This window comes from Rouxiella sp. T17, from assembly GCF_036663475.1.
Taxonomy (GTDB): domain Bacteria; phylum Pseudomonadota; class Gammaproteobacteria; order Enterobacterales; family Enterobacteriaceae; genus Rouxiella.
In genome coordinates this window covers 47,470-69,564 of the sequence record NZ_JAWUEA010000035.1, presented here as the reverse complement: position 1 = coordinate 69,564, position 22,095 = coordinate 47,470, and the positions used below count along the sequence as shown (strand labels likewise).

Sequence of the window (22,095 nt, the reverse complement as noted above, 5' to 3'; positions counted from 1 at the left end):
ATTTATTGAATCTTCAATCCGCTCGGCCAATAACAGATTTCAGGCCGGCGGCGGCTTTGACGATAAAGTGACTTTTCAAAGCTTAACAGATCGTTATTAAACAAAGTGTAGCTTAGTCGATCAGCGCGGCGCGAAGAAAACCATTATGCTGGATCAATCGCGCCTTGGCCTGATCGGCGGAGATCTGCGCCAGCAGCATCAGGATCGCGGGCTTGACCTCAAACGCGGTCTGCTGCAAGGCAGATTCCGCATCGGCGCGCGCGGCTCCCGTCGCTTCAATCACAATTCGACAGGCGCGATCGACCAGCTTGACGTTGGTCGCTTTCACATCGACCATCAAATTTTGGTAAACCTTGCCGAATTTTACCATCGCGCCAGTGGAAATCATGTTGAGCACCAACTTTTGCGCTGTGCCCGATTTCAAGCGCGTCGAACCGGTTAAGGCTTCAGGGCCCACGACGGGCGAAATCGCGACCTGCGCCTCATTGGCGATAGGCGACGCCGGATTACAGGAGATGGCCACCGTCGCGCATCCCAACGCGCGCGCATAACGCAGCGCGCCAATGACATAAGGCGTGCGGCCAGAGGCAGCCAGCCCGACCACGGTATCGTCGGCGGTAAGATTTAACGCTTTTAAATCTTCCTCTCCTAGCTCAGCGCTGTCTTCCGCGCCCTCCACCGCCTTCAACAACGCGCCGGCCCCGCCGGCAATTAGCCCAATTACCATGCCGTGCGGCACGCCGAAAGTTGGCGGACACTCAGAGGCGTCAAGCACGCCCAAACGCCCACTGGTGCCCGCCCCCAAATAAATCAGCCGCCCATTGGCACGAAAAGAGGCCGCCGCCAAGTCCACCGCCTGCGCAATCTCGGGCAATACCGCCTTAATCGCCAGCGGCACCTTGGCATCTTCATTATTAAAGCAGGTGACCATTTCCAGCGTCGACATTTCATCCAGATGAGTGGTGTCAGGATTTCGGGTTTCAGATACCAAAGCGCCTAAGTTCATGGGGTCCTCGTGAATATTTAATTCGAAGTTTATTTCTCATATTTGAATAGATTATTCAGCATTGCGAGTTTTTTTTGCTAGCTTAGAGAGAAAGCCACAGGAAACTTGCCACAGGGAACAGGATTATGAGCACGATGATACGTATTCGCCAGATGTACCCACAGCTGGCCGAAAATGACCGAAAGCTGGCCGATTTCCTGCTGGCTCATCCCGAGCAGGCGCGTCATTTAAGCTCGCAGAAGTTGGCGGAACTGGCGGGCGTCAGTCAGTCCGGCGTAGTGAAATTTGCGCAAAAGCTGGGTTATAAAGGCTTCCCGGCTCTGAAATTGGCATTGAGCGAGGCGCTTTCGACGCCACAAAACGACCCCGCGATTACTGTTCACAACCGAATACTCAGCACTGACAGCCTGTTAACGGTAGGCGAAAAGCTCATTGCCGAGAAGCAGGCGGCACTGCGGGCAACGCTTGACGTTAATAGCGAACAGCGTTTGCAGCAGGCGCTGTTTATGCTGACCCACGCACGTAAAATCGTGCTGACCGGCATGGGCGCGTCCGGGCTGGTTGCCCGAGATTTTGCCTATAAGCTGCTGAAAATTGGAATTACAGCGATTGTCGAGTCAGACACTCACGTCTTACTTTCGACAGTACAGGCGTTCGGCGAACAGGATCTCTTGTTGGCTATTTCATTTAGCGGCGAGCGACGAGAAATCAATCTGGCGGCCGAGGTGGCGCGCAAGGCGGGAGCCAAAACGCTGGCATTAACCAGCTTTTCACCCAATTCGCTGCAACAGCAGGCCGATCACTGCCTGTATACGCTAGCGGAATTGCCGGTCACCCGCGGCGCAGCTATTTCGGCCAGCACCGCGCAGTCTTCCCTTACCGACATTCTTTTCATGGCCCTTATTCAGCAAGATACCGAAAAAGCGCCGGAAAGAATTAAGCACAGTGAAGCCCTCGTTAAAAAAATCAGTTAATCATCAGGTGAATTAAGGAATTATCAGGAAAATATCAGAAATAAATAAGGAAAAGTCGGCTTCCGTTTATCAAGATAAAAATATGCCCTGATATAATCTGCGTCTTAAATAAATATTTTGCATTTATAAATTTATTAAATAAGGCGCAAAAATGAAATATCGCTCCGATATTGATGGGCTGCGAGCAATCGCAGTTTTATTTGTTTTACTTTTCCATGCGGGATTTAATTATTTTTCATCGGGGTTTATCGGCGTAGACATTTTCTTTGTTATTTCAGGATATTTAATTACTTCAATCATTAACAGTTCAGTTATCGACGGGACCTTTTCAGTGGCCGATTTTTATCGTCGTCGCCTCTGGAGGCTGCAACCTGCATTTCTTGGCGTATTCGTTTTCACAGCTATAATCGCGGTCGTATTTTACTTACCCAACGATTTCGTTGCCTATATGACCAGCAGCAAATATGCCGCCTCATTCATGTCGAACATCTATTTAGCCCGCAATGCGGTGCAATATGCTGCCGCTGACACGACGAGTCTACTGCTGCTGCACACTTGGTCTCTTTCGATTGAATGGCAATGGTATTTATTCCTGCCTCCTGGTTTATTATTGATTCATCGCTATGTACCAAAAAAATTCATTGGATTCCTTACGCTTTCGCTTACTCTTCTGGCGCTGAGTATTTCTTTATATCTTGGGGAAAAATATCCAGGTAGAAGTTACTACTTCCTAAGCTGTCGTATTTTTGAACTAATGGCAGGCAGTTGTTTAGTCGCTTTCGACTATAAAAAAATCAATATCAATAAACGCCTGCTGTCGCTGCTCGGCCTGATATCATTGATCACGCTTTTTTATTGCGCAACCCGTCCGACAGTCGTTTATGGTTATCCTGATTTCCACAGTGTTATTGTTTCATTGGCCGTGGTCACGCTTATTATCGTCGGCTCTTCAGGGAAAGGGATCACGACACGGATCCTCTCTTGTCCAGCATTAGTCTTTGTCGGCACGCTTTCTTACTCTCTGTACCTATGGCACTGGCCAATCTTTGCCACGGCCCATTATTTTAATATTAAGGAAGGCGCGCTTTATCTTGCAGTCTGTTTTATGCTTACCGGCATTGCAGCCTATTTGTCTTATATTTTTATCGAAAAACCTTTTAGGGTTAAGAAGACGGGATTAATAAAATCGTTACTATATTTAGTGTTGATTCCGATTAGCATTTCAATGTCACTCAACTATTTCGTCAAAAAGGAGGCTGGGTTCGCCGAGCGTTTCGGCAAACACTATGCATTAGTGGTAACCACAGGAAAAGAGCCTAATGCAGAATTGAGCGGACGTTGTTACGAAGCTCCACCCAATGCTGATATCAATAAGTGTATCATGGGTGAAACGCAGTCTAAAAAACGGGCGTTTTTACTAGGCGATTCTCATGCCGGACATTTTCTGAATTTTTTTGATGTTCTAGGTAAAGATGCTCATCTGGCTATCACTATTCAAAGTCGTGGCGCCTGTCTTTCTCTTCCCAACTTTTACCAATGGCATAAAGCAGATAATTACGGCAGCATTAATATGTCGTGTCATGAAGAAAGCACAAAGTATTATAATAAAATAGAACATGATAAATTTGATTACGTTATTATCGCCCAAAAATGGGATAGTTATGAAACGGTAGTTGCCACAAATAAGGCAGAAGAGATTCATTCCATTGAGTGGTCAAGAAATCAAATCTCTTTAGCATTAAACAACGCTATCGACATTATTATAAAGTCGGGTGCAACGCCTGTCATAATGAAACAAATCCCCACTGTAACGGAAGGTGCTAACAATTGTTTTAGCCAGCATATCAAGTTTAGAAGACCCTATGTTGCCGATAGCTGTCATATGACTATTTCACAATCTGAAAAAAACGACTGGTCTGCCACCCTGTTTAATCAGTTAAAAAACAAATATCCCACCCTCATTTTTATAGACCCACGAGATGCATTATGTACTGGCAACCGATGTATAGAAGAATTCGATGGTATACCCGTCTATAGGGATGACAATCATATTAATAATTACGCTTCGCTAAAATTGGGTCAGCTGTATTTGAAATTAAAAGGCAATCCGTTAAAAAAGGAAGCTGATTAAAAACGTTGTCAGCAATATTCAGACTCGCTGAATTTGATCCACATCAGCTTTCTATAAGGTATCTGCGTGGGGCGAAAAAGGCTTGTTATAATGCCCGCCCCTCTTTTCTTGTGTTGAGAAACCCATGGCGCTACTGATTACTTCAAAATGCATTAATTGCGATATGTGCGAGCCGGAGTGCCCGAATCAGGCGATTGCGCTGGGGGAAAGTATTTATCAAATCGACAGCGAGCGCTGTACGGAGTGTATTGGGCATTACGAAGCCCCAACCTGTCAGGAAGTATGCCCGATCGACAATACTGTCATTTTTGACCCACAGCTCCGCGAAAGTAGCGAGCAGCTGTGGGTCAAATATGTGGCCTTACATCTTACTGCCCTGCTGTAGGCGACTGAAAAACATCACCTTGCAGCGTTAGTGGGCAGCGTGTCGTTCTAAACTTGAAGTTTTAACCTCTAGTTTTCAATGATGACCGTAGCGCAGGCGTAATGACGTTCATCCGCCAAGGTCACATGTACCGATTTTACGCCAAACTCGGCGGCCATTTCAGCCGCCCGGGCGTGAAAAATCAGGTTCGGCTTGCCGAGCGGATCATTGACCACTTCAAACTGTTCAAACGCCAGACCATTACGAATACCCGTGCCAAGCGCCTTGGCAGCGGCTTCTTTCACCGCAAATCGCTTAGCCAGAAAACGCACCGGCTGCTGATGGTTGAGATAAAGCTGCCATTCGTTGGCGCTTAAAATACGCTTTGCCAGCCTGTCACCGCTGCGCTCAACTACCGCCTCAATGCGGACAATCTCAACGATATCAGTGCCTAAACCAAGGATAGCCATTAGCGACGCGCTTCTCGCATCAGCGCTTTCATTTCGCTGACCGCGCCAGCCAAGCCATCAAACACGGCCTGACCAATGATCGAATGGCCGATGTTCAACTCGTGCATCTCTGGCAGCGCGGCGATCGGCTGCACGTTTTTATAGGTCAAGCCGTGGCCGGCGTTCACTTTTAACCCTTTTGAAGCCGCGTAAGTAGCCGCGTGTTTAATACGCTGGAACTCGGCCTCACGATGAATGCCTTCCGGCGCTTCAGCATAGGCGCCCGTGTGGATTTCGATATAAGGCGCGCCCACAGAGACGGCCGCATCGATTTGGCGCATATCAGGGTCGATAAACAGTGACACCAGAATACCGGCCTGTGACAGACGTTCACACGCGACGGTCATTTTGTCTTTTTGCCCGGCAACGTCCAACCCGCCTTCGGTAGTGACTTCTTCACGCTTTTCAGGCACTAAGCAGCAAAAATGCGGCTTGATGTCGCAGGCAATGCCAACCATTTCGTCGGTGACTGCCATTTCGAGATTCATACGCGTTTGAATGGTTTCACGCAGGATACGCACGTCGCGGTCGGTAATGTGGCGACGGTCTTCGCGCAGGTGAACGGTAATACCGTCGGCTCCGGCCTGCTCGGCAACAAACGCGGCCTGAACAGGATCAGGATACGCCGTACCGCGCGCGTTTCTCAGTGTAGCGATGTGGTCAATATTGACGCCCAACAGTAACTCGGCCATGAAACACTCCTAATTTGTGAGACCCAAACGGGTTCCGACGCAGCAGAATTCAGCAACAATTAAGTAAAGAATTAAGTAAATAGAAGGGGCAGTTTATCACGCTAATGCGCGCGCAGACAAAATCAGTCGGCAGGATTTTCAGTCGGCGGCGTCGGTTTTTTCATGACGAATTGACGAAACAGCTCTCTGCTTTTCAACGGCTTACCGCCGAGATAGGGTTTCAAGGCCATGCGAGTGAATCGTTTGGCGGCGCGTAACGTGTTGGCGTCGGGAAATTCGCGGCTGTCTAATGCCATCAAATCACGGCCGGTAAAGGTCAAATTATCAATGACAAGGCTGGCAATAAAGCCTTTTTCTTCACGATAACGATAGGTCATGTCTTCGCTGACCTCTTCGCCGCTCCCTGCACAATGCAGAAAATCTACGCCATAGCCGAGATTATTCAGCAGAGCCAGCTCGAACTGACGCAGCGCGTATTCAGGGGTTACCGTGGCGGCAGCCAGATTTTGCAAACAGTGGAGGTAATCGAAAAAAAGTGCGGAGTAGTTGGCTTCTTGTTCGAGCACGCGGGATACCAGCTCGTTAACGTAAAGGCCGCTGTAAAGCATGGTGCCGGAAAGAGGCAGCGCCAGTGAAACAGCTTCGGCGTTGCGCAACGTTTTGACTTCGCCTCGCCCGCTCCAGCGAATGAGAAGAGGCGTGAAAGGCTGTAAACAGCCTTTCAGATTTGAACGGCGGCCACGCGCACCTTTTGCCAGTATGCGTACCCGCCCTTGCCCTTCAGTGAACATGTCCAGCATCAGGCTGGTTTCACTGTAAGGCCGCCCATGCAAGACAAAAGCGCGTTGCCAGCCTTCCATCGGCGCGGACCTTATAAGTCGTCTACATAACCCAGACTGCGCAGCGCACGTTCGTCGTCTGCCCAACCGGATTTAACCTTAACCCACAGCTCAAGGTGTACTTTCGCTTCGAACATGTTTTCCATGTCGTGGCGCGCCTCGATGCCGATAGTCTTGATTTTCGAGCCTTTATTACCGATAACCATCTTCTTCTGGCCTTCACGTTCAACCAGAATCAGACCGTTGATATCGTAACCGCCGCGCTCGTTCGTCACGAAACGCTCGATTTCAACGGTAACGGAATACGGCAGCTCTTCGCCCAGGAAACGCATCAGCTTTTCACGGATGATCTCTGACGCCATAAAGCGCTGAGAGCGATCGGTGATGTAATCTTCCGGGAAGTGGTGAACCGCTTCCGGCAGACGCTTGCGCACCAGCGAGGCGATTGTGTCGACGTTAGTGCCTTTTTCGGCGGAGATCGGCACGATATCAACAAAGTTCATCTGCTCGCTCAGGAACTGCAAGTGTGGCAGCAGCTTGGCTTTGTCAGTCACGTTGTCGATTTTGTTGATGGCCAGCAGCACCGGACTTTTGAGGTCACGCAGCTTGTTGACAACCATTTCGTCATCCGGCGTCCAGTGGGTGCCTTCAACCACGAAGATAACCAGCTCGACGTCGCCGATTGAACTGCTTGCAGCACGGTTCATCAGGCGGTTAATCGCGCGTTTTTCTTCAATGTGAAGCCCAGGGGTATCGACGTAGATAGCCTGGAATGGACCTTCGGTATGAATACCCATGATCCGGTGACGGGTGGTTTGCGGTTTGCGCGAGGTGATGGAGATCTTCTGCCCCAGCAACTCGTTCAGCAAGGTCGATTTACCGACGTTTGGACGGCCAACGATTGCTACAAAACCACAGTAATTCTTTTCTTCGCTCATTCAAGCTCCAGCTGTATCAGCGCTTGTTCCGCTGCCGCCTGCTCGGCTTTACGGCGGCTTGATCCGGTTCCTACAACCGGTTGACTCAAGCCACTGACCTGGCAGTGGATGGTAAACTCCTGATCGTGCGCTTCACCGCGAACCTGCACGACCAGATAAGAAGGCAACGGCAGATGACGACCTTGCAAAAACTCCTGTAAACGGGTTTTCGGGTCTTTCTGCTTATCACCGGGACTGATTTCATCGAGACGACTCATGTACCATTCGAGGATCAGTCTTTCGACGGTCTGAATATCGCTATCCAGGAACACGCCGCCAATGAGTGCCTCCACCGTATCCGCGAGAATAGACTCACGGCGGAAACCACCACTTTTCAATTCGCCGGGGCCTAAACGCAAACATTCGCCGAGGTCGAATTCACGCGCCATTTCAGCCAGTGTATTACCGCGGACCAGGGTGGCACGCATCCGGCTCATATCGCCCTCGTCAACACGAGGAAAACGATGGTACAGCGCATTTGCTATAACAAAGCTGAGAATCGAGTCGCCTAGAAACTCTAATCGCTCATTGTGCTTGCTGCTGGCGCTGCGGTGAGTCAGTGCCTGCAATAAAAGCTCCTGCTGTTGAAAAGTGTAGCCCAGCTTTCGCTGAAGCCTGTTTATTACGATGGGATTCATGAGTTACCAATAGATCAAGAATGCGTCAAAAACTTCAGCATACGGAACAGGCCTGCTTCGCCAAAAGCCGATCCAAAGCTGTTTCGTTTGCAGTGGTTCCCGTTATTATTATTAGGGTAACCCACTTTTATCGCTCGAAGGGATATTCTACAACGAGTGGAAAGATAATGCTGGGATAATATGCCCGTCCAGCAACGGACGGGCATAACATTATTAATGAATTCCACCAATACGGCTTAAACGTATACCCGTTGGCCATTGACCTTCTTGCTTCTCAAAGCTCATCCAGATACCTGAAGCTCTGCCGACCAGATCTTTCTCTGGCACAAAGCCCCAATAACGGCTGTCGGCGCTGTTATCGCGGTTGTCGCCCATCATGAAATAATGACCGGCTGGCACAACCCAGGTACCCAGCGGTTGACCAGGTTGCTGATAATAAGCCCCTAGCTGGTCGCGCGCGCCGGGAACGGTGAGAATATTATGGGTAACGTCGCCCAGCGTTTCTTTACGTTCGAGTAAACGAACGCCGTCCTGTGGCACGGGTGCCGAAGGATCCGTTTCAAAGAAACCGCTGCTGGCTTCACTGCCTGAAGCCTGACCAAATGTCTGCACGAAATGGCTGGCGTCATTCGCGGTATAAGTAATTGCCAACGCTTTATCGCACGCCTGACCATTATTACACGCGGGTTGAACCGTCACTTCTTTGCTCATCGGATCGTAACTAATACGGTCACCCGGCAAGCCAACCAGACGCTTGATATAATCCAGCTGAGGATTAAGCGGATATTTAAATACCACCACGTCCCCACGCTTCGGCTCACCGGTAGAGATAAGCTTGGTCTGGGTAATCGGATCTTTCAATCCGTAAGCGTATTTTTCGACCACAATAAAGTCGCCGATAAGCAGCGTTGGCATCATCGATCCTGATGGGATCTGGAAGGGTTCGTAAATAAAGGAACGAACCACAAATACCACCAGCAGCACCGGAAATACGGAAGCACACGTTTCTACCCAGCCCGGCTGTTTTGCAGCCTTGCTCAGAGTAGGCTCGTCAACCGCACCCGCCGTTTCGACTTTCAGACGCGCGATTTTTTCCCGACGCGCAGGCGCCAGTTTAAAACGATCAAGACACCAGATTATCCCTGTAACCAGCGTGGCAACCGCCAGAATCAGGGCAAACATGTTAGCCATTCCTACTCCTCGACAAACTTATTCAAAGACTACTTGTCTTTACCTACGTGCAGAATCGCCAGGAATGCTTCCTGTGGCAGCTCGACGTTACCGACCTGCTTCATGCGTTTCTTGCCGTCTTTCTGTTTCTGCAAGAGTTTCTTCTTACGGCTCACGTCGCCGCCATAGCATTTGGCCAAGACGTTTTTACGCAGCTGCTTCACTGTCGCACGGGCAATCACGTGGTTGCCGATAGCCGCCTGAATGGCGATATCAAATTGCTGACGCGGGATCAGCTCTTTCATTTTCTCGACCAGATCACGACCACGATACTGTGAGTTGTCGCGGTGAGTGATCAATGCCAGAGCATCGACGCGCTCGCTGTTGATTAGAACATCAACACGCACCATGTCAGAAGTCTGGAATCGTTTGAAATTGTAATCGAGTGACGCATAGCCGCGCGAGGTGGACTTCAGTCGGTCAAAGAAGTCGAGCACCACTTCTGCCATCGGAATTTCGTAGGTCAGCGCAACCTGGTTACCGTGGTAAACCATGTTGGTCTGCACGCCGCGCTTCTCGATACACAGGGTGATCACGCTGCCCAGATATTCCTGAGGCATCAGCATGTGACACTCGGCAATCGGCTCGCGCAGCTCTTCGATATTGTTCAGCGCCGGCAGCTTGGACGGGCTATCAACGTAGACGGTTTCGCCTGCGGTGGTAATAACTTCATACACAACCGTGGGTGCCGTGGTGATCAGCTCAAGGTCGTACTCGCGCTCGAGACGTTCCTGAATGATTTCCATGTGCAGCAGACCCAGGAAGCCACAGCGGAAGCCGAAGCCCAGCGCGGTAGAACTTTCTGGCTCATAAAACAGCGAGGCGTCGTTGAGGCTCAGCTTGCCCAGCGCGTCACGGAAGTTTTCGTAATCGTCGGAGCTTATCGGGAACAGGCCCGCATAAACCTGCGGCTTCACTTTTTTGAAGCCTGGCAGCGCCTTGTCGGCCGGATTACGGGCCAGAGTCAGCGTATCGCCCACCGGCGCGCCGAGGATGTCTTTAATCGCACACACCAACCAGCCAACTTCGCCGCAGTGCAGCGCGTCTTTATCGACACGTTTCGGGGTGAAAATCCCGAGGCGATCGGCGTTGTACACCTGACCGGTGCTCATTACCTTGATTTTGTCGCCCTTGCGCATGGTGCCGTTTTTAATACGCACCAAGGAGACCACGCCCAGATAGTTATCGAACCAGGAGTCGATGATCAGAGCTTGCAGCGGCGCATCAGGGTCGCCTTCCGGTGCTGGAATGTCACGCACCAGACGTTCGAGGATATCAGGCACGCCCACGCCGGTTTTCGCGGAGCAGCGCACGGCGTCGGTAGCATCGATGCCGACAATGTCTTCGATTTCCTGCGACACGCGATCGGGATCGGCGGCGGGCAGGTCAATCTTGTTCAGAACCGGTACAACCTCGAGATCCATTTCCATCGCGGTGTAGCAGTTGGCCAGCGTCTGGGCTTCTACGCCCTGACCGGCGTCGACCACCAGCAGCGCGCCTTCGCAGGCGGCCAGCGAACGGGAAACTTCATAGGAGAAGTCAACGTGTCCGGGGGTGTCGATGAAATTGAGGTGATAGGTTTCGCCATCAAGCGCTTTGTAATCCAGCGTGACGCTCTGAGCCTTGATGGTAATGCCGCGCTCACGTTCGAGATCCATGGAATCCAGAACCTGAGCAGCCATTTCACGATCAGACAATCCACCGCAGATTTGGATAATACGGTCAGAGAGTGTCGACTTACCGTGGTCAATGTGGGCAATAATGGAGAAGTTTCTTATGTTCTTCATTTATAGATGATTTTCTCTAATTGATAGCGCTTGAAGCTTTTTCATGGACGCAGCGTCGGGTTACACAGCAAAACGACCCATACAAATATGGGCGCATCTTACACTGTATGCGGGTTACACGAAAGGATGCGATAACTTTAGGCGGCAAGGCACCGCTAAAAAGGGACCGACAAAATAATATTAATTTGAATTATTAGCTTAGCGAAAGAGCGACTCCGAACGTCCTGAAAGGTTCAGGCAGTTTAGGAAAATGCTCATTTACCGAGCGAAGATTATAACGTTAACTGACTGTTATAAAAATAAATTTGCTCTATCACGTCCTGTTTAATCGTTAGATACCTTTAACTATCAACACATTTGCGGTTCGCACATTTCTCGTCAATCAGTCACAAGGTTAATGTCATGATCAATGAAGGTCGGCTGCTTAGCCGGCATGGTTTTGCAAAAGCAAACTCGTGGATCACCATGGTGCTGGCTACTCTTTTGATGGTAGCGGGCGCGGTGCAGCTGGTGTTTTTGCTCACATTGGGAAAATCGGCCTATTTCGGCCAGCACGTTATCCTGATGTCGACCATCTTCAGTATCTCACTGGGCATTATTCTTATTATTTTGCGTCAATTCATCAAACCTCGGCAGATATTTCAGCTGTATGAAAATGGCGTGCTGGTGATTTCCAAACCCGATAACAAAAATAAGTTTATTCCGTTTGAGACCATCGATGACATTTACCGTTATCGCACCGGGAAATATACCCGCAAGATTTTAAACACCATGGCATTTCGCGAAAGCGCCGATCGTCCCTGGTACAAAATTACGCCAAATATTGCGCATGCCGATCGGCTGATTGAAGTGATTAAAAATGCCCAGTTAGTGATTTGTGGCCCGCAGGCGCTGAATACGCTGGCGCAGGATGGATCGGTAGGATTCAGCTATCTGACTGAAAGCAAAAGCAAGATCAGGAACTTTCTGCGCGGCAATTTCTTGCTGATGAACGAACGGAAACTGCGACTTTCGGCGCTATCGCTGGATTCCGATGATGGCCACCATATTTCTATCGAAGAAGTGCAATTTATCAGCGGCGGCAGTAATAGCCAGATGATTAAATTGCTCGACAGGCACGGTCGCGCGCTGTTCTGCGTGCCTTATACTTCGCTGTTCAGTGCCGATCTTTTTATCGCGCTGATTGAGCACATGATCCAGAATCGAATTCCGGTTCGCAGCTAGTTTATAGCTGACAATCCATAAGCATAGGCCATAAAAAAGCGCCTGATGATTAAATCATCAGGCGCTTTTTCTTATAGATTTATCAGGACGTGAAATTATTCTATTTCGGACTGGAAGCGAAACGCGTTGGGTGGCAGGCCAACCTGCAAAATCACTGGCTGATAGGCTTCTTTATCGGCGACCTTGGCAGCGAAAAAACGTGCGACTAAAAAGCCGATTCCGCCGCCCGCTACTGCGCCAATGAGCGCGTAAACATCGGCCTTCAATAACCACTGCAACATGCCGCCGCCAAAAATTACGCCAAACAGTGGGATCATGTAAACCAGCAGCGCCGATCGCAACAGGCTGCCTTCCATAATACCGAGTTCGACTTTTTGGCCGGGCTCAAGCTGCTCCGCACTGTGAACCTGCAATTTATGCTCGGTTTGCGGGCCAAGCTCGTTAAGTACGCGCGAGCCACAACCTGAACGCGAATGACAGCTGCTGCAACCCGCCTGCGTTTCGCAACGCAGCTCTGCAACCCCGTTTTGCCACGAAATCACCGTAGCCCATTCTTTCATCATTGTCGTGACCCTGCCCTTTAACCTGATTTGCTGACTGACTATTGTCCGCCGAAGACCCTTTATTGTCCAGAAAAGAGCTTACTGCCCGAAAACGATGCTATCTGAAATGCGTTTCGCGGTGGAAGGTGGCAACTCGCCCACCACGGTTATCTCATTGCCGTTGCGCACTTCAGTTTGTACGGTTCTACGACCCTGACGCACGATTTGATCCGCAGACGCCGTATTATTCGTGGTGTTTACATTGATCGAGAAGCTGAACAGGCCGTCGCTATACAAACGAGATTCAATATTTACCGGCAGATTAGGCAGCTGGCGCTTGCTGCGCGACACTTCTTTCATGCCGTCGGGTAACCATTTTGGACTCCAGCTAAACTGCGCCTTGCTGGAATCTGGAATGCTCAATACCGGCGGTAAATTGGCTTTTTCGATGCCGTTGAACGCTTCTTCTACGGCGGGATCGACCGTGACTGAAATCACGCGGAACTGTTCGAGGGTTTCACCGTCTCTGTCGAGTAAATCAACGCGCAGCGGCAGTTTGTCTTGCTCGTCAATCCAGACAATATAGCTGAAACGTGAGCCGTCACGAGAGACCACGCGGATCACTTCACAGTTGCGATCGACCGCACGGGCTCTTCCTACGGCGATAAAGTCGTAGTATTTGGCCAGATTAGTGATGTCACTGAACACTAGCTCGGGCAGCGAATCGACAATGTGATCGCCTGCTAGCGTAAAGGGTTGCAGTCCGGTTTCAAAATAGCTGATGTCATTGCCGCGCTGGACAACTTCACGGCGCGGGCCGTCCATCAGCAGTAAATCACCAAACTGTGACGTCTGCTTTTTAGCGTGACGGTAACGATAGGAATCTATGCCCTGCTTCGTGATGCCGATAAAGGACAGTTCATAGTTCAATGATTGACTAGCAGCGCTCATCTGTTGCAATAACGCCTCGGGAGCGGGTGAAGGCTCGGCCGAGGCGGTATGAGTTGCGAGCAAACTGCATGTCAGTAGGGAAACAGCGTACCAAATTTGCTTCATTACTGCGTTTGCGTTCCTAAAGACTGGTTACCCGGGACCTGAATAGCGGCCTGCTGCGGCGTGCTTGAGTCCAGCTGAAGCTGATCGGCGTGCAATCTGCGCTGTAACTCATAGTCCTGCAAAATAGCATTCACGCGTTTGCGTTGATCCTGCATATTTTGTGAACCGCTCGCGGTGCTGCCTTCATTTGGCACGCCGAAACTCACAGGGCTCGCCTTGCCCATCATCGGCAGCGTGTTGAACGCTGGCGTTTCTGGAGACGCGCCCGTGACATCGGACTGACCATAATGCTGCACACCCACAATGACGGCGAGTGATACACAGGCTGCCACGCCAACTTGGGTAATTTGGCTCGCCCAAGGGCGAACTTTATGCCAGAACGGCATTTTTTCCCAGGTTTGCGGCAACGGTTGAGACTCTTTAGTCGCGCCCGGAACAAGTTTGGCAGGTTCATTAGCCAAAGCAGCCGCGACTCTGTCTGCGATATCCAGATGTACAACAGTCCCCATGTCTCCGCGCATGGAGTCGCGGATCAAGTGATAACTCTGCCAACTTTCCTGAAGCTTTTTGTCACTTGAAAGCGAACTTAACAGTTCGGAATCAAGGGCTTCACCATCCATCAGAGCCGAAAGCTTTTCTTTCTGCATGCCAAGGTACCCTTTAAGTGTCCGCTATCGCTAACGCTGAATCAGCGGTTGAACCTTATTATCTATAGCTTCTCGAGCACGGAAGATACGGGATCTGACCGTGCCCACCGGGCAATCCATGATGGCGGCTATCTCTTCGTAGCTCAAGCCATCCAGCTCCCGGAGGGTAATTGCCATTCGCAAGTCCTCGGGAAGCGCTTCAATAGTCCGAAACACAATCTGCCGCAACTCCTCTGACAACATTAAGTTCTCAGGGTTCGAAATTTCTTTCAGTGCGCCGCCATTTTCGAAGTTTTCGGCTTCGTTGGCGTCGACATCGCTGGACGGAGGGCGTCGACCCTGCGCAACGAGATAATTCTTGGCCGTGTTGACGGCAATTCGATACAGCCAAGTGTAGAAAGCGCTATCGCCACGGAAAGATTCCAGTGCCCGATAGGCCTTTATAAAGGATTCCTGAACCACATCAGGGACATCGCCCTGTGGAACGTAGCGGGAAACAAGGCTCGCCACTTTATGCTGGTAACGAACAACCAGTAAATTGAACGATTTCTGATCACCCTTCTGGACCCGCTCGACCAGAACCTGATCTGCTAACTGCTCGCTCATTCGAGGTAATCTCTCCCCAAAGCCATCTCCGCGCTATAAATCGTACTGCCAGCTTTCATATTATTTTCCTGAGCAAGTACTGCTTGGAGTTTAAACAGAATGTTAAGTTCCATAAAACACAAAGTTTTTAAACTGTTGGTTGTGCTCGTGGCTTTTGCCTATCCAGTTAGGCTAACATGAATTTCCCTCTTCTTCCGCAAACATCATACGTTATGCAACCCACATCAGACTTTGTTAGCGATGTATTGATAATTGGAAGTGGCGCCGCGGGCCTTTCATTGGCTTTACGCCTCGCAGACCACTGTAACGTCACCATTCTCAGCAAAGGGCCACTTAACGAAGGCTCTACTTTCTATGCGCAAGGCGGCATTGCAGCCGTGTTCGATGAAACTGACAGCATTGGGTCGCACGTTGATGACACGCTGATTGCCGGCGCGGGCCTATGTGACAAAGAGGCCGTCGAATTCATTGCCAGCAATGCCAAACATTGCGTGCAGTGGCTAATCAATCAGGGCGTGCTGTTTGATACCGAAACCGGCGACAGCGCCGAAGAGCGTTATCATCTTACGCGTGAAGGCGGCCACAGCCATCGGCGTATTCTGCATACTGCTGATGCAACAGGTAAAGAAGTAGAAACCACGCTGGTAGGGAAAGCAAGGTCTCACCCCAATATTAGCGTAAAAGAGCGATTTAACGCGGTCGATTTGATTACCTCCAGCAAGCTGGGCCTGCCGGGTACGCAACGCGTGGTGGGCGCTTACGTCTGGAATCGCGATATTGAACAGGTCGAAACGTTCCGCGCCAAGGCCGTGGTGCTGGCGACAGGCGGCGCAGCCAAAGTTTATCAATATACAACTAACCCCGATGTCGCTTCAGGCGACGGTATCGCCATGGCGTGGCGCGCAGGCTGTCGGGTCGCCAATCTGGAATTCAATCAGTTTCATCCGACCTGTCTCTTTCATCCGCAGGCGCGCAATTTTTTGCTGACCGAAGCGCTGCGCGGAGAAGGTGCCTATCTCAAACGTCCTGACGGCACGCGCTTTATGCCCGATTTCGACGAGCGCGGCGAACTGGCTCCGCGCGACGTGGTGGCTCGCGCCATCGACCACGAGATGAAACGTCTTGGCGCGGACTGCATGTATCTGGATATCAGCCATCGTCCGGCGGAGTTTATCAAACACCATTTCCCGATGATTGATGAGAAACTGATGTCACTGGGCATCGATTTAACCCGCGAGCCGATCCCGATTGTCCCTGCCGCACATTATACCTGTGGCGGCGTGATGGTCGATCAGCACGGCAGAACCGATCTCGACGGGCTTTATGCCATCGGCGAAGTCAGCTATACCGGGCTGCACGGCGCGAATCGGCTGGCGTCTAACTCGCTGCTTGAGTGTCTGGTTTATGGCTGGTCTGCCGCGGAAGATATTCTTACCCGCCTGCCGCTGACCAAAATGCCGAAAGCCCTGCCCGCGTGGGATGAAAGCAAGGTCGATGATTCGGACGAGAAAGTGGTTATCCAGCACAACTGGCACGAGCTGCGGCTGTTTATGTGGGATTACGTTGGCATTGTGCGCACCAGCAAACGCCTCGAGCGCGCGCTGCGTCGCATCAATACGTTGCAGCTGGAAATCGACGAATATTATGCCCATTTCCGTATCTCGAACAATCTGCTGGAGCTGAGAAATCTGGTGCAGGTCGCGGAGCTGATTGTTCGCAGCGCGATGGCAAGAAAGGAAAGTCGCGGATTGCACTTTACCCTCGACTATCCTTCACTGCTCGACGAGCCTCAGCCCACTATTCTGCAACCCTGATATCAGCAAAAATCAGTAATTCACATAAAAATCAGTAATTAATCCCTTGAACTCCGCCGAGTAAACGTTGAGCTGCTCGCGGAGTGCCAAGGTCTGAAATTCAGGTTCAACCGGATGTTTAGCCAACGCCAGCAGCATGCGATTTAACGGCTTTTCAGGCCGGTCGCGGATATCCATTCGAGAATGGGTGTTCCATCCCTGCTGCTGCGCCATTTGCTCGAAAGCCAAACCTATCGTGTAGGGTAACACCACGCAAAATAGCCCGTCGGCGGCCAATAATTTGCCCGCGCAGTCGAGCAGAGCCTGATGGCTCAGGGTTTCAGTGTAACGCGCCGCGTTTCGCGCCTCATCGCGACAGGCTACCGCCGACTCAAAATAAGGCGGATTACTGACGATCAGCTCATAGCGATGGGTCGCACGCGCGGCGAAATCATTAATATCCTGCGAAAAAATGCTCAGCCTGTTGGCCCACGGCGATTCGGCAAAATTCTCTTCTGCCTGAGACGCGGCTGAAATTTCCAGCTCGACGGCATCGACGTTAATCGCAACGGAAGAATGTTGCGAACGCTGCGCCAGCATTAATGCCACCAGCCCGGTGCCGGTGCCAATATCCAGAATGCGCGAAATCTGCGGATGGAGCGGAGACCACGCGCCGAGCAGCACGCCATCGGTGCCAACTTTCATGGCGCAGCGATCGTGCGCCACAAAAAATTGCTTAAAAGTAAACCCGTTACGTCGTATTGGCTTGTTGTCGACAGCTTCTGTCACTACGCTTTCCTGTGATATTGACCCGAGATTAAAGGTGCTAATGGCATAATGCGCTAAGCATAAGACAAAGCCATTCGGAGTAAAAGCGACCCTTTACGCTTAAATAGGTGAAGATCGCGGCCAACACGTCTATAATCGGCGCCCCAAGTAGAGGTAGACCATGACTGTAACGAATTTTTCCGAACTCGAACTCGATGAACGCCTGATCGAAGCACTGACCGATAAAGGCTATAGCCGCCCTACTGCTATTCAGGCAGAGGCCATTCCGCCCGCGATGGACGGACGCGATGTGTTGGGTTCGGCGCCTACCGGCACCGGCAAGACCGCAGCATTTCTGTTGCCAGCGCTGCAACACCTGCTGGACTTTCCGCGTAAAAAGTCTGGTCCACCGCGCGTTTTAATTTTGACCCCAACTCGTGAACTGGCGATGCAAGTTGCAGACCAGGCGCGCGAACTGGCTGCGCACACTGATTTAGACATCGCCACTATCACCGGCGGTGTGGCTTATATGAACCACGCCGAAGTGTTCAGCGAGAATCAGGATATCGTTGTCGCGACCACCGGCCGTTTGCTTCAGTATATTAAAGAAGAAAACTTCGACTGCCGCGCAATCGAAACGCTGATCCTCGATGAAGCCGACCGCATGCTCGACATGGGCTTCGCGCAGGATATCGAAACGATTTCCGCCGAAGCGCGCTGGCGCAAGCAGACGTTGCTGTTCTCCGCCACCCTCGAAGGCGAAGCGATTCGCGAGTTTGCCGAACGCATTCTGACCGAGCCGGTAGAGATTGAAGCCGATCCTTCTCGTCGCGAGCGCAAGAAAATCCAGCAGTGGTACTATCGCGCCGATGATTTGAAGCATAAAACCGCGCTGCTGTGCCATCTGTTGAAGCAGGAAGACGTGACCAAGTCCGTGGTCTTCGTACGTAAACGCGAGCGTGTTCACGAGCTGGTCGCCCTGCTGCGTGAAGCCGGTATCAACTCTTGCTACCTTGAAGGCGAGATGGTTCAGGTCAAGCGTACCGAAGCCGTTAAACGCATGGTTGAAGATCGCGTAAACGTGCTGGTCGCGACCGATATCGCCGCGCGCGGTTTGGATATCAACGACATCAGCCACGTGTTCAACTTCGACATTCCGCTGACTGCCGACACCTATCTGCACCGAATTGGCCGTACGGGCCGTGCGGGTCGCAAAGGTACTGCGATTTCACTGGTTGAAGCGCATGACCATCTGTTGCTGGGTAAAATCGAACGTTACCTCGATCAACCGCTGAAATCCCGCGTGATCGACGAGCTGCGTCCGACCACCAAGGCACCAAGCGCGAAAACGACCGGCAAGCCGTCGAAGAAAGTGCTGGCCAAGCGTAAAGAGAAGCAAAAGCAGGAAAGCGAGAAGTCCAAGGTTAAGGTTAAAGTTCGCCATCGTGATGCTAAAAACGTGGGCAAACGCCGTAAACCCAATACTGAAGCCAGCTGATTCTTTGTTGCGCCGATGATTAACGAAAACCCTGCCCCGCGGCGGGGTTTTTTGTTTTAACAAACAAGGTTTTCTGCTTTAACAAAAAAGAATCCCGATCACCGGATGATAATCGGGACGCGCGACAAGAGCGCTAACACCAATGGAATATCACTACATCCTCTACACCCAGCAAAGATAAATAACTGCTCCTCGCAACGCTATGATAGAGATATGATTTATTCCTGAAATTAACCTGAGGGAAACCTGAGCAATACCTGAAAATTGTCGGAGCAATATCTGAAGATCGCGTCTCATAGCGGTATCACTGCCAAGCCTGAAAAGGTAAGCTACGCTCATTACTCAAGGCAGTATTTTTATACCTTTAAGGAGAGCGCCTATGGCAGCCCCGCTCACCTGGCATGATGTTATTGGTCAGGAAAAACAGCAGAGTTATTTTGTCGATACGTTGAAATTCGTCGCCAACGAGCGCGCGGAGGGAAAAACCATTTACCCGCCGCAGGAAGACGTGTTTAACGCCTTTCGTTCAACGGAATTTTCGCAGGTAAAAGTCGTTATTCTCGGACAAGACCCTTATCACGGCCCGAATCAGGCTCACGGACTCTCTTTTTCGGTCAGGCCGGGCATTCCTGCGCCGCCTTCGCTGGTCAACATCTATAAAGAGTTGACGACCGACATCCCAGGTTTTGTGCGGCCGAATCACGGCTACCTTCAAAGCTGGGCCGATCAGGGCGTTCTATTGCTTAATACCGTATTAACCGTCGAAGCCGGTAAGGCGCATTCTCACGCCAAGCTGGGCTGGGAAACCTTTACCGATAAAGTAATTGAAAACCTCAACGCGCACCGTGAAGGCGTGGTATTTATGCTTTGGGGATCGCACGCGCAGAAGAAAGGCAGCATTATTGATACCGCACGTCATCACGTGTTGAAGGCGCCGCACCCCTCTCCGCTGTCGGCGCATCGCGGTTTTCTGGGTTGTCAGCATTTTTCTACGGCAAATCAGCTGCTCGAAGAGCAGGGATTATCGCCTATTGACTGGATGCCAAAACTGCCGGAATAATTTTGTTTCCGAACAGGTTGAGCATTTCGGAAAGCTGAAAAGCAGATAGCAAAAAGGCACCCGACAGGTGCCTTTTGAATTCCCGGAAGGGAAAATTACGCTTTGGCTTTAGAAACGGCAACCATGGCTGGACGCAACAGGCGACCATTCAGGGTATAACCTTTCTGCATCACCATGATCACGTGGTTTGGCGCCAGCTCTTCAGATTCCATCAGGGTCATCGCCTGATGCAGTTCCGGATTGAAAGGCACGTGAACGTCGCCTACCACTTCCAGACCGAATTTGTTTACCGCGCTCAGCAGCGATTTCAGCGTCAGGTCAACGCCTTCAATCAGCGTGGTCAGTTCGCCGTTGGATTTATCGGCCAGGTCCAGAGCGCGCTCTAGATTGTCGATGACAGGCAGCAGCTCGCCAGCGAATTTTTCGAGGGCAAACTTGTGGGCTTTCTCGATATCCAGCTCGGTGCGACGACGAAGGTTCTCGACTTCCGCCTTGGCACGCAGCAGGCTGTCACGCTCGCGCTGCTGGACTTCTTTTAATTGGGCTTCAAGCTCGGCAATACGTGCATCGCGCGGGTCAACGACGTCAGCCGTCTCGGTTTCCGCTTCCACATGCAGCTCTTGTTCCTGATTCAATTCATCCGAGGCTTGCTCGTTAGGCGTCTTATGTTCTTTACTACTCATGAATATCTCCGCGTTTTAGCTTTAATCTTGCTAGTTGGCTTATTATGGGGATCAAAACTGGGGATTCAAGGCCTGTTATCTCATTTACAGGTCATACTCCAGGTGTCACACATGCGGTTTCGAGGATAACCAAAGCAATGAATAAAAATTTTGAGTGTATTGGGATAGTTGGTCATCCCCGCCATCCTTCCGCTCTGGCTACCCATGAAATGCTTTATCACTGGCTGATTTCCAAAGGGCATCAGGTCATAGTCGATACTCAGGTCGCCGAGGAGCTGGGGCTGAAAGACGCGCAGACCGGCACGCTGGCAGAAATCGGCAAGCTGGCCGACCTCGCCGTTGTCGTGGGCGGCGACGGAAATATGCTGGGCGCGGCGCGCGTGCTGGCGCGCTATGACATTAAAGTGATCGGCATTAACCGCGGTAATTTGGGATTCCTGACCGATTTGGATCCCGATAATGCTTTGCAGCAGCTCGACGACGTATTAAAGGGTGAATATATCAGCGAACAGCGATTTTTGCTGGAAGCGCTGGTGCGCAGCGGCGAAAAACAGTGTCGAATTAGCACGGCCATCAACGAGGTGGTGCTGCATCCGGGCAAAGTCGCTCACATGATTGAATTTGAAGTGTATATCGACGATCGTTTTGCCTTTTCGCAGCGTTCGGACGGGCTGATTATTTCGACGCCAACCGGCTCGACGGCCTACTCGCTTTCGGGCGGCGGACCTATCCTGACGCCGACGCTGGACGCCATTGCACTGGTGCCGATGTTCCCGCATACGCTCTCGGCGCGGCCATTGGTTATTAACAGCAGCAGCACGATTTGCCTGCGTTTTTCGCACATGAGTACGGATCTTGAAATCAGTTGCGACAGCCAGATTGCCCTGCCGATTCAGCAGGGAGAAGAGGTGATTATTCGGCGCAGCGATTATTATCTCAACCTGATCCACCCTAAAGATTACAGCTATTTCAACACGTTAAGCACAAAACTCGGCTGGTCCAAAAAATTATTCTGATTTTTTCGTAAAATCAGGGACTCAGGGGGTTTACTGTATATAAAACCAGTTTATA

Annotated in this window: 22 protein-coding genes; 8 read left to right on the top strand and 14 right to left on the bottom strand. The window is 51.0% G+C overall.

Annotated features, from left to right (window positions below):
• Nucleotides 1-112: 112 nt before the first annotated feature.
• A complete protein-coding gene (gene murQ / locus SC206_RS13780; protein ID WP_332738010.1) occupies nucleotides 113-1,006 on the bottom strand; it encodes an N-acetylmuramic acid 6-phosphate etherase in 894 nt (297 codons plus the stop codon).
• A 125-nt stretch (nucleotides 1,007-1,131) separates the two neighbouring features.
• On the opposite strand from murQ, the gene SC206_RS13775 reads away from it, so the two are divergent.
• From SC206_RS13775 to SC206_RS13765, 3 genes are all read left to right on the top strand, one after another.
• Nucleotides 1,132-1,980 (top strand): MurR/RpiR family transcriptional regulator, encoded by an 849-nt coding sequence (locus SC206_RS13775; protein WP_332738009.1) that lies wholly within the window; start codon nucleotides 1,132-1,134, stop codon nucleotides 1,978-1,980.
• 151 nt (nucleotides 1,981-2,131) lie between these two features.
• Entirely contained in the window at nucleotides 2,132-4,111 is a 1,980-nt protein-coding gene (locus tag SC206_RS13770; RefSeq protein WP_332738008.1) for an acyltransferase family protein, read from the top strand.
• A gap of 124 nt (nucleotides 4,112-4,235) precedes the next feature.
• Entirely contained in the window at nucleotides 4,236-4,496 is a 261-nt protein-coding gene (locus SC206_RS13765; RefSeq protein ID WP_332738007.1) for a YfhL family 4Fe-4S dicluster ferredoxin, read from the top strand.
• A gap of 68 nt (nucleotides 4,497-4,564) precedes the next feature.
• Here SC206_RS13765 and acpS read toward each other — a convergent pair whose 3' ends face one another.
• From acpS to lepA, 7 genes are all read right to left on the bottom strand, one after another.
• On the bottom strand, nucleotides 4,565-4,945 hold the full coding sequence (acpS, locus tag SC206_RS13760; protein WP_332738006.1) for a holo-ACP synthase: 381 nt from the start codon (nucleotides 4,943-4,945) through the stop codon (nucleotides 4,565-4,567).
• On the bottom strand, nucleotides 4,945-5,676 hold the full coding sequence (gene pdxJ / locus SC206_RS13755; RefSeq protein ID WP_332738005.1) for a pyridoxine 5'-phosphate synthase: 732 nt from the start codon (nucleotides 5,674-5,676) through the stop codon (nucleotides 4,945-4,947). The genes acpS and pdxJ overlap by 1 nt, the downstream gene beginning before the upstream one ends.
• 122 nt (nucleotides 5,677-5,798) lie before the next feature.
• On the bottom strand, nucleotides 5,799-6,536 hold the full coding sequence (recO, locus tag SC206_RS13750; RefSeq protein ID WP_332738004.1) for a DNA repair protein RecO: 738 nt from the start codon (nucleotides 6,534-6,536) through the stop codon (nucleotides 5,799-5,801).
• Between the two features lie 11 nt (nucleotides 6,537-6,547).
• On the bottom strand, nucleotides 6,548-7,453 hold the full coding sequence (gene era / locus SC206_RS13745; RefSeq protein ID WP_332738003.1) for a GTPase Era: 906 nt from the start codon (nucleotides 7,451-7,453) through the stop codon (nucleotides 6,548-6,550).
• Nucleotides 7,450-8,130 (bottom strand): ribonuclease III, encoded by a 681-nt coding sequence (rnc, locus tag SC206_RS13740; RefSeq protein ID WP_045045983.1) that lies wholly within the window; start codon nucleotides 8,128-8,130, stop codon nucleotides 7,450-7,452. Before rnc ends, era begins: the two co-directional genes overlap by 4 nt.
• Before the next feature lie 213 nt (nucleotides 8,131-8,343).
• Nucleotides 8,344-9,321, bottom strand: coding sequence for a signal peptidase I (gene lepB, locus SC206_RS13735; RefSeq protein ID WP_332738002.1), 978 nt, complete (start codon nucleotides 9,319-9,321; stop codon nucleotides 8,344-8,346).
• Between the two features lie 29 nt (nucleotides 9,322-9,350).
• A complete protein-coding gene (gene lepA, locus SC206_RS13730) occupies nucleotides 9,351-11,147 on the bottom strand; it encodes a translation elongation factor 4 (protein WP_332738001.1) in 1,797 nt (598 codons plus the stop codon).
• A 402-nt stretch (nucleotides 11,148-11,549) separates the two neighbouring features.
• Between lepA and SC206_RS13725 the strand changes: the two genes are divergently transcribed.
• The gene (locus tag SC206_RS13725) at nucleotides 11,550-12,371 is read left to right on the top strand and encodes a DUF6585 family protein (protein ID WP_332738000.1); all 822 of its coding nucleotides are present in this window, start codon (nucleotides 11,550-11,552) and stop codon (nucleotides 12,369-12,371) included.
• Between the two features lie 95 nt (nucleotides 12,372-12,466).
• Here SC206_RS13725 and rseC read toward each other — a convergent pair whose 3' ends face one another.
• The 4 genes from rseC to rpoE form a co-directional block, all read right to left on the bottom strand.
• Nucleotides 12,467-12,934 carry a SoxR-reducing system protein RseC gene (gene rseC / locus SC206_RS13720; RefSeq protein WP_332737999.1) on the bottom strand — a complete coding sequence of 156 codons (468 nt, stop codon included), beginning with the start codon at nucleotides 12,932-12,934 and terminating at the stop codon, nucleotides 12,467-12,469.
• Nucleotides 12,935-13,012: 78 nt separating this feature from the next.
• The gene (rseB, locus tag SC206_RS13715) at nucleotides 13,013-13,969 is read right to left on the bottom strand and encodes a sigma-E factor regulatory protein RseB (RefSeq protein WP_332737998.1); all 957 of its coding nucleotides are present in this window, start codon (nucleotides 13,967-13,969) and stop codon (nucleotides 13,013-13,015) included.
• Entirely contained in the window at nucleotides 13,969-14,616 is a 648-nt protein-coding gene (gene rseA, locus SC206_RS13710; protein ID WP_332737997.1) for an anti-sigma-E factor RseA, read from the bottom strand. The genes rseB and rseA overlap by 1 nt, the downstream gene beginning before the upstream one ends.
• Nucleotides 14,617-14,646: 30 nt before the next feature.
• Complete coding sequence (gene rpoE, locus SC206_RS13705) at nucleotides 14,647-15,222, bottom strand: RNA polymerase sigma factor RpoE (RefSeq protein WP_045045976.1); 576 nt, start codon at nucleotides 15,220-15,222, stop codon at nucleotides 14,647-14,649.
• A gap of 212 nt (nucleotides 15,223-15,434) precedes the next feature.
• Between rpoE and nadB the strand changes: the two genes are divergently transcribed.
• A complete protein-coding gene (nadB, locus tag SC206_RS13700) occupies nucleotides 15,435-17,036 on the top strand; it encodes an L-aspartate oxidase (RefSeq protein WP_332737996.1) in 1,602 nt (533 codons plus the stop codon).
• A gap of 12 nt (nucleotides 17,037-17,048) precedes the next feature.
• Here nadB and trmN read toward each other — a convergent pair whose 3' ends face one another.
• The gene (gene trmN, locus SC206_RS13695; protein WP_332737995.1) at nucleotides 17,049-17,804 is read right to left on the bottom strand and encodes a tRNA(1)(Val) (adenine(37)-N(6))-methyltransferase TrmN; all 756 of its coding nucleotides are present in this window, start codon (nucleotides 17,802-17,804) and stop codon (nucleotides 17,049-17,051) included.
• Nucleotides 17,805-17,964: 160 nt separating this feature from the next.
• Here trmN and srmB point away from each other — a divergent pair, with 160 nt between their 5' ends.
• Together srmB and ung are read left to right on the top strand one after the other, a co-directional pair.
• Nucleotides 17,965-19,281, top strand: coding sequence for an ATP-dependent RNA helicase SrmB (gene srmB, locus SC206_RS13690; protein ID WP_332737994.1), 1,317 nt, complete (start codon nucleotides 17,965-17,967; stop codon nucleotides 19,279-19,281).
• Between the two features lie 379 nt (nucleotides 19,282-19,660).
• A complete protein-coding gene (gene ung / locus SC206_RS13685) occupies nucleotides 19,661-20,341 on the top strand; it encodes a uracil-DNA glycosylase (protein WP_332737993.1) in 681 nt (226 codons plus the stop codon).
• A gap of 95 nt (nucleotides 20,342-20,436) precedes the next feature.
• Here the strand turns inward: ung and grpE are convergent, their stop codons facing one another.
• Nucleotides 20,437-21,024 (bottom strand): nucleotide exchange factor GrpE, encoded by a 588-nt coding sequence (grpE, locus tag SC206_RS13680; RefSeq protein WP_332737992.1) that lies wholly within the window; start codon nucleotides 21,022-21,024, stop codon nucleotides 20,437-20,439.
• Between the two features lie 137 nt (nucleotides 21,025-21,161).
• Here grpE and nadK point away from each other — a divergent pair, with 137 nt between their 5' ends.
• The gene (gene nadK / locus SC206_RS13675; RefSeq protein ID WP_332737991.1) at nucleotides 21,162-22,040 is read left to right on the top strand and encodes an NAD(+) kinase; all 879 of its coding nucleotides are present in this window, start codon (nucleotides 21,162-21,164) and stop codon (nucleotides 22,038-22,040) included.
• The last annotated feature ends 55 nt before the right edge of the window (nucleotides 22,041-22,095 follow it).